The following is an 11290-nucleotide window of genomic DNA, read 5'->3' as shown; positions in this document are numbered from 1 at the left end:
CCGCCCCCTCGTCCGGCGGTCTCTGTTCCCGCGGGGGTGGGGGTGTGGGTGGCGAGGCCCCGCCCCCTCGTCCGGCGGTCTCTGTTCCCGCGGGGGTGGGGGTGTGGGCGGCGAGGCCCCGCCCCCTCGTCCGGCGGTCTCTGTTCCCGCGGGGACGGGGGCGTGGCTGGCCAAGCCCCACCCCCTCACCGGCGGTCACTGTCCCCACGGCGATGGAGGTGTGGGTGGCGAGGCCCCACGCCCTCACCCGGCGCCCACTGTCCCCACGGCGACGGGGGTGTGGGTGGCGAAGCCCCCACAACGCGCGGCGAAGCCGCGCAAAAACAGAGATGGCGAGACGGCTCGCGCTTTCCGCGAACACGCCTCGCCATCGCCATCGTGCGCCGCCAGGGACTCGAACCCCGGACCCGCTGATTAAGAGTCAGCTGCTCTAACCAACTGAGCTAGCGGCGCCTGCTGACGTCGTAGACCTTAGCACTTTGATCGGTGGGAGGAAAAATCGATATCCGCACGGCTGCCCTGGCCGCGCGCACGGCCGCCCAGAGCAGGATCTCCGGGCCCGGCAGCCATGGGTGACGGGTGTCGGGAGCGACCAGCCAGCGGGAGGCCGGCCAGTGGGGGGAGGCGTCGTCGGTCAGAGCCGGCACGGTCACCGCGTCGCCATTGCCGTGACACAGCAGCGGCGGAACGCCTCCCGTACGGCCGGAGCCGGTCCGGGGGTCCTGGGAGTCATGAGCGTCTTGGGAGCCACGGGAACCATGGGAGCCGCGGGAGTAAGGGGACTCCCGGGACCCCTGGGTACCCCGCTCCTCCCACTCCAGCAGCGACGGCAGCCGCTGTGCCGTGCCCGGCGCGGCGAACAGCAGCATCCGCCCCCGGTGGACGGCCACCGGGCCGGAACCGGGGCCCTCGTCCCACAGCCGGTCCAGCATCCGGCGCCCGAAGATGGCCGGTGCGCTGACGACGTCGAAGACGGAGCCGCAGGGCAGCACCACCAGGGCGTCGGGGCGCTCCCGCCAGAGGGCGAGCGTGCTGCGCGGATACGTTCCTGCCGAGGCGAGCCAGGCCGCCCCCTCCGTGGTGACGCCCAAGGCGTCGGACCGGTGGCACTCGCCAGTGGTCGCGGGGCGATCGACGAACGGTTCGTTCCCTGTGCGGCGCATGACGGATACATATACCGGGCGTGAGTGCGCGCCTTCGCACGGTTGCGGAAAGGGGAGACAGGCGGGTACGGGAGGGGGTATCTTGCCCGGTCGGCATATGCCGTTCGATCGGGGCGGGTCGATGGGGCAGGGTCACATGGGATCGGCGGGGCTGGCGTGGCCGCCGCCCTCGGAGCCGCGCAGCAGATCCTGCCCGTACTCCACCATTTTCTTGGCGTAGTCCTCGGTCCACTCCGCCCGTTCGGCGATGTCCGCAGGGGTCAGCCGGTCGAACCGCCGCGGATCGGCGAGCTGCGCCGCCGCGATCGCCTGGAACTCCACCGCGCGGTCGGTCGCCGCCCGGAACGCCTGCGTCAGCTCCGTCGCACGCGTGAGCAGCGCCCGGGGGTCGTCGATCGACTCCAGGTCGAAGAAGTGCTCCGGGTCCGCGGCCGCCGCGGCGGGCTCGAAGAGCAGGGGCGCGGGGCGTAGCCGCGGTTCGTTGCGACGCGGCGTGGGCTCCGCCATGTCTTCTCCTCCTCGTATGGTTCGGTGGCGCCGCCTTGTGGAAGGGCCACCGTCCATTGTCTCGCGCGGGCGCAAGGGGGCGGGGCTGCGCACCCCGGAGTTCTCAAGGCCCCCAGACAACCCGATGTTCCCGCAGGTGGCTCAGCACCGCATGGTTCGCCTCCCACCCGTCCGGGGCTGTATCCATCGGCCGCCTCCGGCGGCGTGCCGGACTCCGTCCGGCGGAGGGGCGGTCTCGGATTCAGCCCTGGTCGGCCGACTGCCACGACGCCGGTCACGACCGCAAGCGCCGCTCATGGCCAGGCCACCCGATGTTCCCGCAGGTGGCTCAGCACCGAGTGGTTCGCCTCCCACCCGTCCGGGAACTTCACCGTCACCCCCAGTTGCACCGGTTCCGTCGACGGGTGCTCGTCGAGCAGCTCGCTCACCCCCGCGCGGCACACCACGATGCACGCGTGCCGGTGCCGGGAGGCGAGGACGCACAGGCGGCCGGTTTCCAGGTGGAAGGCGGTGGCGTCGGGGCGCCCGGAGAGGGGGTGCAGGACCACCGTGACGTCGAATTCCCGGCCCTGCAGCCGGTTCGCCGTGTCCACGGTCACGTCCACGACCCCCAGCTGCGCGAGCGCCGCCCGGACGGCCGCCGCCTGGTCCCGGTGCGCGGTGCCGACGGCGATCCGGTCGGCGGTCAGCGGCGTGGGGTCGGGCGACCGCTCGGAGATTCCCGCACCGTCCCGCTCCAGCAGGCGCCGTACGACGGCCGCCACCGCCCGGACCGCCTCCGGGTCGGTCCGCGGGGTGTGCCGCGCGGGCAGCTCCAGCAGTGCCCAGCCCGACTCGGCCGCCTCGTCGATCACCCGGTCGGGTCCGGAGCCGTCGGACGGCACGGCGAAGGTGAGACGACGGTCGCCGTGGCCCGTGCCGCTGCGGAACGGGGTGTACGGGTAGAAAGCGTCCGAGACCAGCGGCGCCGCGGAGGCCGGCAGCCGCCAGGAGACCGGCAGCCGGTGCTGGGGCAGCTCGGGGTTGTGCGCGAGCAGCGTGGACACGGCGGACGCCGACGGGTCGTACGACAGCCCCGCCCACTGCTCGCTGCCGACGATCGCGAACGGGTCCAGCTGGCCCGGGTCGCCCACGAACAGCGCTCGTTCGAACAGTCCCGCCACGGCCAGCAGCGCGTCCGAGCGCATCTGGTACGCCTCGTCGACGATCGCGTGCCGCCATGGCTCGTCGGTCTTCACATGCGCCCACTTCGCGGCGGTCGACAGTACGACGTCCAGACCGGCGAGGTCGGCCGCCTTCGCCGACTTCCGCACGTTCGGCAGGTCGTCGAGCGCCTTGTCGTAGGCGTCGGAGTCGCTGCTGTGCAGCCGTCCGACGGGCAGTTCGGGGTTCTTCTCCGCCAGCCGCAGGACCAGGTCGTCGACCTGGGCGTTGGTCTGCGCGACCACCATCAGCGGACGCCCGGCCGCTGCCAGTTCCAGGGCGGCGCGGACGACGAGCGTCGACTTGCCCGCGCCGGGCGGGGAATCGACGACGACACCCCGCTGGGTGCCGTGCAGGGTGTCGTGCAGGATCGCCTCGGTGGCCCGGGCGGCCGCGGCACCGGGGTCGAACGCGGACTCCGGCGGTCCGGAGGCGGCGGGTGCGGTGGGCGCGGTCACGAGGACTCCTCCCGGGTGATGGCCTGAGCGGTCACAGGATGTCCTCCTCGGTCACCGGGTCGGCGCCCTCCGGCGCGGTCTGCTCACCCGGCGGGCCGCCGTGCGTCCACGGCGTCTCCTCCGGCTCGGGCAGCTTCGCCCCGCCGCGCTGCTCGTGCTCGAAGAGCGTGAAACAGACCCGGTCGCCCTTCTCCGGCACGGACCCGGCCTCGGGCTCCTTGCCGCGGCCCATCTTGTCGAGGATCCGCAGGGTGACCAGTGCCCCGCCCCCCTCGCCGCCGGTGCCGTCCCCGACCTCCCCCACGTCCCCGACGTACTCGACGTACTCGACGAACTCCGCCGACTGGGGCTTCCCGCCCAGCGACCGGTACACCCTGGCCCGCTCGCCCAGGTGCGGCCGGTCGTCCGTACGCACGGTCACCAGCGGGCGGGGGCTCGGGCGCCTGCCCTCGCTGCGGGCCATGACGACGTCCGTGACCTCGCCCGCGAACGCCTCGCCGGCCAGCCGCCGCCCCGCCATGACCAGCGGGTCGTCCAGCGCCTCCTGGGCGTCCAGGCGGGCCTGTTCACGCTCGCGCGTGGCCAGCTTGTTGGCTGCCGTGACCGCGTCGTCGCGGCGCGGCTGCGGAGGTTCACCGGCCAGCACTCGGTCGCGGTGGCCGGTGAAGGACCAGCGGTCGCGCGTCCACCGCTCCTCGACATGCGCGCCCTCGGGCAGCGCCCGCAGCAGGTCGAGGCCGTGCCACACCGCGTCCCAGGTCGGGCGCGTGCGGCTTTCGACGAGGGCGCGGATGTCGTGTTCGGCCGCGGTGAGCGCACCGAGCCGGTCGTCCGCCTCCAGGCCGTCCTCCGCGGCGGCGAGCGCGCCGCGGGCACGGTCGTAGCGCTCGATGGCCGGGGCGAGCAGCTTGTTGTCGAACGCGGGGTCGGTGGCCGGGCCCGCCGGGGGGCACAGCAGTTGGCCGTCCGCGTCCCGCGCGAGCTCGGCCCGCAGCGCGGCCTCGGCGCCCGAGAGGCCCGGTGGCGGGTCGATCCAGGACAGCAGTGCCCCCAGGTGCTGGTCCTCCAGGCTGGACTGGCCGGTCGTCCAGTGCCGGGCCAGCAGGTCGGTCAGGGCCAGCAGCAGCGAGGAGCCGGGCACCCGGGCCCGCTCCCCGAAGTGGGTCAGCCACCGCCCCAGCAACGGCACCCGGGGCGGGGCCGGGTGCGGCACCTGCGGATCCTGCTCCGCGGTACGGCGGAAGCGCACGGAGCGCCCGAGCAGCCGTACCAGGTCGATGCCCGCGCGACTCGGCACGATCAACTGCGGTGCGTCGGCGCACAGTTCGACCTCGACCTTGACCCGCTTGCCGGTCACCGGATCGGTCTCGCCGCGCTCGGCGGCCTCGACGACCTCGGCGTGGGCGTCGATGTACGGCAGGACGACGTCGGCCAGTTCGGCGAGGAACGCGGACCTGAGGTCGCGGTCGCGGGGCTGGGCCACGACGAGCAGCCGCGGCGCGTGACGGTCCGTGCCGGCCAGCGCGCCGAGCGGGGCGCCCGCCTCACCGGCGGTGGTGAGCGGCACGAGGACCAGGGGCCGCGCGGACAGATGCCGGTGCCGGACGGTGGCCGCGGGCTGGGCGACCCCGGCGCGCACGGCCTCCAGCCGGCCGAGGGTGGCGATCAGCGACAAGAGGTCACCTCCCGGCCGGTATCCGCGCCCCGGGCCGCGGTGTTCGCTGCCTCCGGCCCGGCGGAACCCGGCATTCCGTGGCCGCTTCCGTCAGCGGTCCCACGCCCGGCCCCCGCCGGCGCCTCGGCCCCCGCCAGCGCCTCGGCCCGCAGCGCGGCCGCCCGCCGCAGCGCGGCCACCGCCGGATCGTCCGGGTCCCCGGCCTCCCCGTGGGCCGCCGCCAGGACCTCCTCGACCGTGGTCAGACCGCCCAGTTCGGCGCGGAGTGAGCGGCCGAGGGAGGCCACCGCGCCGTCCGCGCGGGACCGCGCCCGGCAGTGGAAGGCGAGCTCGCAGGCGGACACGCACTCGGGCGCGTACGTCGCCGGAACCGCCTCGACGGCGGCCGTCAGCTCCTCGGCGGGCAGTTCGGGGGAGAAACACACCCCTTCGGGCAGGACCGCGGCGATGTCCTCGATGCGGGTCAGGCGGGTCAGCTGGCGCGCGGTCACCGCGCGCTGCTTGCGAACGTCCACCGCCGAGGCCGTGGGGAGGTTGGAGAAGTCCTTGGGGCACACCAGGAGGACCCGGTGCCGTACCCGTGGGACGGGGGCCACACGCGCGGCGACCTCCTCCAGCGCCAGCACGTACACCGCCGCCTGCCGTGCGGCCGCGCCCACCTTCGCCGGGTCCGCGGAACCGTCCAGCATCGGGAAGGACTTGATCTCCACGACCGTCCAGCTGCCGTCCGGGTGCACCACGACCGCGTCCGGTTCCAGGAAGGCGGGGGAGCCCGCCACGTCCAGCGCGAGCATCGGATGGTCGAGCAGCGTCCAGGCGCCCGCCGGAGTGGCCTCGCGCAGCGCCAGCGCCGTGCGTGCGGTGCGGCCCTCGGGGCCGACGGCGGTCAGGTCGGGAACGTGGGCCTGCTGCGGGGGTTCGGCGCCCGGGTCCAGCTTCTGGTGCACCAGCCGCAGCAGCTCCGCGCCGCCGTCCGCCTTGACCCGTCCCTCGAACGCGTTCCCCCGCATGAAGGCGAACTGCGACTGCCCGAAGGCCGACGGTGCGCCCAGCGCCCGCGCCAGGGCCGCCTTGTCCACCCCGGCGCCGTCCAGGAGCGCGCGCCGGTTGCAGCCCGGGTTCGCGGCGAGCGCCGCGAGGGCACGGGCGTCCAGCGCCCTGGCCGGTACGCCCGGGCCGCGCAGCTCAGCGAGCTTTCCCCAGGCTCTCGACTTCGCTCGAGCCGCGGAGGCCCCACTCCGGAGCGCCGTCCCCCGCGTCCTCGGGGGAGGCACTCGGCTCGGCTCCGGAACCGGCCCGGGCTGCGCGCTGCCGTGGAATTCGTTCACCCGCCGAAGTCTGGCATCCGCCACTGACAATCGAGGAACCTGCGGCGTGAGAGCGTCCTGTGACGGCCGCGGCCTGGGCGGCCAGTGCCGCCCCGACCCGCTCCGCGACGCGCGTGACGAACGGCGTCAGCAGCAGTCCGACGCCCATGACCGCCACACCCGCCACCGCGTCCAGGAAGTAGTGGTTCGCCGTGCCCATCACCACCAGTGCGGTCACCAGCGGATAGGCGACGGCCACGGTCTTCGCGGTGCGCGTGCCGCCATGACGCCACAGCATCACTCCGCACCACAGCGCCCAGCCCACGTGCAGGCTCGGCATGGCCGCGTACTGGTTCGTCATGCCTCCCAGGCCGCGCGGTGCGCTGGCCTGGCCGCCCCACCAGCCGTACGAGCTGTACTGGGCCATCGTGTCCACGAAGCCGTGCCCGGCCGAGAGCAGGCGGGGCGGGCAGGTCGGCATCAGCGTGAAGCCGATCAGCCCGATGAAGGTGGACGTCATCAGCCAGGTGCGGGCCCGGCGGTACTGCGCGGCGCGCGAACGGAAGAGCCAGACCAGGATCACGGGGGTGACCAGGTAGTGCAGGGACGCGTACCAGAAGTCGGCCGGGACGCCGATCCATGCCTCTCGGGTGAGGAAGCGGTTGAGGGGTTGCTCGGCGTTGAGGTGCAGCAGCTTCTCGGCTCGCAGGATGGCCAGGCCGTGGCCGACGGCGTCGGAGACGTCGCCGCGGGCCAGCAGCCGGCCGGCCGAGTAGCACCCGTACACCAGAATGATCAGCGGCAGCTCGGTCCACCAGCGCAACCGGGTCCGCGGGGCCGTCTCGATGCGCGCTGCCTCGGTCTGCGGCATCCGATGCCCCTCCCCCTTCTCGCCCTGTGCTCGTCGCTGCTGCGTCCGGCGCTGTCCGGACGGGCGTGCCACTTTACGGTCTACGCGCACACCCCCGTGGAGCGCCCCCGGACCTCAAAGACGCAGAGATCGCCCCCCGGGTTGCCCGTGCACGGGGTGCGCGATGATGGAGGGGTTCTCCGCCGAATCCTCTTTCTCCCGGAAAGGCCCCTCATGGCACCGCGCATCCTGCTGGCCCGGCACGGACAGACGCAGTGGTCGCTGTCCGGCAAGCACACCGGCAGGACCGACGTCCCTCTCCTGGAGGAGGGCCGACGCGGCGCCAAACTCCTCGGCGAACGGCTGCACCGGCCGCCGTTCGACGGCCTGTCCGCGGTCGAGGTCCGCACGAGCCCACTGGCACGCGCGCGTGAGACGTGCGAGCTCGCCGGTTTCGGCGACCGCGCGACGGTCTGGGACACGCTCGTGGAGTGGGACTACGGCGCCTACGAGGGCCTGACGCCGGACGAGATCCAGGCCGCCCGGCCGGGCTGGCTCATCTGGCGGGACGGCGTCCCGGGCGGCGAGTCCCTGGCCGAGGTGACCGCCCGCGCGGACGAGGTGGTGGCGTGGGCGCGCGCCGAGGACCGCGATGTGCTGGTCTTCGCCCACGGGCACATCCTGCGGTCGATCGGCGCGCGCTGGCTGGGCCTGCCGCTGGACTTCGCGGCGCGGATACGTCTGAACCCGACGTCCCTGTCGGTCCTGGGCTGGGCGTACGGGGAACCGGCGATCGAGAGCTGGAACGACCTGGGACACCTGGCCGGTTAGACGGCGTCACGCCGCCCGGGCGTCCGGGCGGCCCACCCCGTTCTGCTGCCGACGCCGTTTTGCCGCCCACGCTGTTCTGCCGCTCACGCTGTTTTGCCGCCCACGCTGTTCTGCCGGACTGCCTCACACCCTCACGCCATCCGCGGCCGGCTCGCGTGCCTTTCCAGGAACTCCGACACCCCCGACGCCCGCCGGTGCGGCAGCAGCACCCGTGCCGTTCCCGCCAGCATGGTCTGGATGCGGGAGGACTGCACCTGCTCCAGCAGGTCGAGCACCCGCAAGCCGGCCACCGCCGCCTCGTCGGGACGTCCGCCGCGTGCCAGGTCGTCCGCCAACTCGGCCGTGTACAGGGCGGTGTTCCGGGCGAAGTGGGGATCCTGCAGATGCGCGGCACGACGTGCGTGCCGGGCGGCCCGCGGCCAGTCGCCCAGCGCCGACCAGCACTGCGCCTCCAGCCCCTCCAGTTCGGCCTCGCCGTAGAAGCTCATCCACTCCGGGTCGGCGTCGCAGGGCCCGCGCTCGAACAGCGCCTGGGCCCGGGTGAGCGCCTGCTCGCAGCCGGTGCGGTCGGCGAGCCCGGCCCAGCCGCCCGCCTCGCGCAACGCCAGCAGCGACATGAGGCGCGCGGACCCGACTTCGCGCCCGACGCGCTGGGCGGCCTGCGCCGCCCGCACCGCCTCCCGCGGCCGGCCGGTGTCCCGGGCGAGGAACGCCGTGTTGCAGAACGCGTGTGCCTCCAGGGCCGCGTCCCCGGTCATCCGCGCGGTGGCCAGTGCCTCGGCGTAGTGGGAGCGGGCGTCGTCGAAGCGCCCCGAGTCGTGGGCCAGCCAGCCGACGGAGATGGCCAGTTCACCGGCGCCCGAGTGCAGCCGGTCGGCGGTGGTCTGCCGGGTCGCCCCGGCGTCGAGCAGCGCGTAGGCGGCGCGCAGCGGCTCCGCAGCACGCCGGTAGAGACCGTCCGCGCCGTGTCGGTCGTCGAGCAGCCGGATTCTGCGGACGGCTTCCTCCAGGGCGGCCGCATCGCTCGCTCCGGCCCGGCGGACGGGACGGTCCGCGGCCGATGCGTCGAAGGTGAGCCCCAGGGGGCTCAGCGAGGCGGCGGCCACCGTGGCGCCCCCGCGGGTCATGAATGCGCGACGCAGCACGTCGCTCTCCTCGTGGTCTTCGTGCGGGTGGTACGGGTCCTGCGATGGATACGAGTGGCACACCCCCCGCGCTTCATGCGGGGCGCATGCCGGGTTCGTGGTGCACCCGGGGGGCGCGTCGTCCACAGTGGCGCGCGCCCCGCGTCCGCGAACGGACGAGCGTGGCGCGAACCCCAGGTCGGTGAGCGTGCGGCCGGGGAACATGTGCAGGAACACCCGTTCGTACGCGTAGTTGGGGCAGCGGATCTCGCCGGCCTCCACCCGGCCGATGTAGCGGGCATCACAGCTGACCCGCTCACCGATCTCGCGCGCGGCCCGCCGTACCGCCGCGGCGAACTCCGCCGGCGAGCGCCGGCCGCGCAGCCGCCGGAAGGCGAGATTCGGCCGTGGTGGCTGGGGGAACTGAGACGAGGTCACCATTGACGACGCCATGGCCGGGCCCTCTCGTGCGAACCGTCGAACCATGCCGGGTTTCAGGGTGAGTTGTCCGTGTCGTCCAAGTGATGCCCTGTTTCCGGCGAGCAAGAACGTACCTGCTGTGTCCGGTCCGCCACGCTGTGTTTGGCTACAAACCGGATATCTCATGCGTGATCTGCCATGAACTGCCATCCTTTGCGGCTGACTTCCGCCGTAGCCGTTGACGCGTCGGCGCGTTGAGTCCTGTGGACCGGGAGCCGCCCGACTCCCGACCCGCTCGTTACGAGGAGGGTTCCGTGGTGGAGGCCGGGATGGAGAGCAACCAGAGTGCCGATCCCTGTACGGCGGCTGCGGCGGTGGGGCAGGTGACGGCCCCGGGGTGCGGCGGGGCCTCGGCGCCGGACTCCGCGTGCGACCTGGTCACGGTGCCGGCGCGGCAGGGGCTGGAGGCGGTCGACATCCTGCGCCGGGGTGCGGGCGAGGCGGTGGGACCCGTACTGCACGACGACGGGGGCGACACGCTGGGGTTCGTGGTCCCGGCGGGGACGGCCGCGGGGTGGGACGTGCCGGGGAGCACGTGCATGGAGACCGACGGGCGGGGGCTGCGGCTGGCCCCGGAGCCGCCGGTGGAGGGGTCGGACTGGCTGGTGCCCCCCGGGGAGGCGGACCTCGCGACGGACCCCGCGGTGCTCCGGCGGGCGTTGGGCGAGGCCGCGCGGATGATCGAGGCGGCCGACAGCTGCCGCTGATCTGTGCCGACGGCCGAGGCGTGGGGCGCCGATCGCCGCCGATCGCCGCCCCCTTTCCGGCCACCGATAATGGATTGATGGGAAGGTCGAGGAATCCACGCCGTGGGCGCGGAGCCGCCGAGGCCGTCGTCGAGCAGGTCGACGGCGGGCTGGCTCAGCTCATACCCGATCGGGATCGGGCGCGGGGGTGGACGCTGTTGATCGACGGGGCTCCGCAGTCGCACGTCGACCTCGACGACCCGGCGTACCTCTCCTTCGAGTACCAGCGGCGTCTCGGGCACGTCATCGACCTCGCCGCCCCTGCCGGAAAGCCGATCCACGCGGTGCACCTGGGCGGCGGGGCACTCACGCTGGCGCGGTACGTCGCCGCCACCCGCCCCCGGTCCACCCAGCAGGTCGTCGAGCGGGACGCGCAGCTCGTGCAACTGGTGCGCCGGGAACTGCCGCTGGATCCGAACGCCCGGATCCGGGTGCGTGCGGCGGACGCCCGGGAAGGGCTCGCCAAGGTGCCGGACGGCTGGGCCGATCTGATCGTCGCGGACGTCTTCAGCGGGGCCCGCACCCCCGCCCACCTCACCTCGACGGAGTTCCTCGACGAGGTCCGCCGGGCCCTGAGGCCGGGCGGTTTGTTCGCCGCCAATCTCGCCGACGGGCCACCGCTCGCCCATCTGCGCGGCCAGATCGCCACCGCCGCGGCCCGCTTTCCCCACCTCGCGCTGGTCGCGGATCCGGCCGTGCTGCGCGGCAGGCGGTTCGGCAACGCGGTGCTCGTCGCGTCCGACCTGCCGCTCCCGGTCGCCGAACTGACCCGCCGGGCCGCCTCCGACCCGCACCCGGCCCGGGTCGAGCACGGCAGGGCGCTCACCGACTTCTCCGGCGGCGCCGTCCCGGTGACGGACGCGGCCGCCGTCGCCTCACCGACACCACCGCCCTCCGTCTTCCGCTGACCCGACAACACGGGCAATGGGCAACAGGAGTAATGGGG

The 11290-nt window shown here is 74.0% G+C and carries 10 protein-coding genes and 1 tRNA gene; 3 read left to right on the top strand and 8 right to left on the bottom strand.

Annotated features, from left to right (window positions below):
• Positions 1-379 precede the first annotated feature (379 nt).
• From AB0A61_RS09440 to AB0A61_RS09410, 7 genes are all read right to left on the bottom strand, one after another.
• Positions 380-453 (bottom strand) — tRNA-Lys (locus AB0A61_RS09440).
• A complete protein-coding gene (locus AB0A61_RS09435; protein WP_361288698.1) occupies positions 444-1163 on the bottom strand; it encodes a bifunctional DNA primase/polymerase in 720 nt (239 codons plus the stop codon). The genes AB0A61_RS09440 and AB0A61_RS09435 overlap by 10 nt, the downstream gene beginning before the upstream one ends.
• A 132-nt stretch (positions 1164-1295) precedes the next feature.
• A complete protein-coding gene (locus AB0A61_RS09430) occupies positions 1296-1670 on the bottom strand; it encodes a hypothetical protein (RefSeq protein WP_361288695.1) in 375 nt (124 codons plus the stop codon).
• A 293-nt stretch (positions 1671-1963) separates the two neighbouring features.
• Positions 1964-3331: an AAA domain-containing protein gene (locus tag AB0A61_RS09425; protein WP_361288692.1), complete on the bottom strand. Its 1368-nt coding sequence runs from the start codon at positions 3329-3331 to the stop codon at positions 1964-1966.
• A gap of 31 nt (positions 3332-3362) precedes the next feature.
• Positions 3363-5006 carry a hypothetical protein gene (locus tag AB0A61_RS09420; protein ID WP_361288690.1) on the bottom strand — a complete coding sequence of 548 codons (1644 nt, stop codon included), beginning with the start codon at positions 5004-5006 and terminating at the stop codon, positions 3363-3365.
• Positions 4997-6085 carry a hypothetical protein gene (locus AB0A61_RS09415; protein ID WP_361288688.1) on the bottom strand — a complete coding sequence of 363 codons (1089 nt, stop codon included), beginning with the start codon at positions 6083-6085 and terminating at the stop codon, positions 4997-4999. Before AB0A61_RS09415 ends, AB0A61_RS09420 begins: the two co-directional genes overlap by 10 nt.
• Before the next feature lie 106 nt (positions 6086-6191).
• The gene (locus tag AB0A61_RS09410; RefSeq protein ID WP_361288685.1) at positions 6192-7184 is read right to left on the bottom strand and encodes a phosphatase PAP2 family protein; all 993 of its coding nucleotides are present in this window, start codon (positions 7182-7184) and stop codon (positions 6192-6194) included.
• A 213-nt stretch (positions 7185-7397) separates the two neighbouring features.
• On the opposite strand from AB0A61_RS09410, the gene AB0A61_RS09405 reads away from it, so the two are divergent.
• On the top strand, positions 7398-7994 hold the full coding sequence (locus AB0A61_RS09405) for a histidine phosphatase family protein (protein ID WP_361288682.1): 597 nt from the start codon (positions 7398-7400) through the stop codon (positions 7992-7994).
• A 131-nt stretch (positions 7995-8125) separates the two neighbouring features.
• Here the strand turns inward: AB0A61_RS09405 and AB0A61_RS09400 are convergent, their stop codons facing one another.
• Positions 8126-9571, bottom strand: coding sequence for a hypothetical protein (locus AB0A61_RS09400; protein ID WP_361288680.1), 1446 nt, complete (start codon positions 9569-9571; stop codon positions 8126-8128).
• A 281-nt stretch (positions 9572-9852) separates the two neighbouring features.
• Here AB0A61_RS09400 and AB0A61_RS09395 point away from each other — a divergent pair, with 281 nt between their 5' ends.
• Positions 9853-10305 carry a hypothetical protein gene (locus tag AB0A61_RS09395; RefSeq protein WP_361288677.1) on the top strand — a complete coding sequence of 151 codons (453 nt, stop codon included), beginning with the start codon at positions 9853-9855 and terminating at the stop codon, positions 10303-10305.
• A gap of 77 nt (positions 10306-10382) precedes the next feature.
• Positions 10383-11252: a fused MFS/spermidine synthase gene (locus tag AB0A61_RS09390; RefSeq protein ID WP_361288674.1), complete on the top strand. Its 870-nt coding sequence runs from the start codon at positions 10383-10385 to the stop codon at positions 11250-11252.
• Positions 11253-11290 lie beyond the last annotated feature (38 nt).

This window comes from Streptomyces sp. NPDC046197, from assembly GCF_040646295.1.
In the GTDB taxonomy this organism is placed as follows: domain Bacteria; phylum Actinomycetota; class Actinomycetes; order Streptomycetales; family Streptomycetaceae; genus Streptomyces.
Note: the sequence above shows the minus strand (reverse complement) of the source record. Positions and strands in the feature narration are given on the sequence as shown.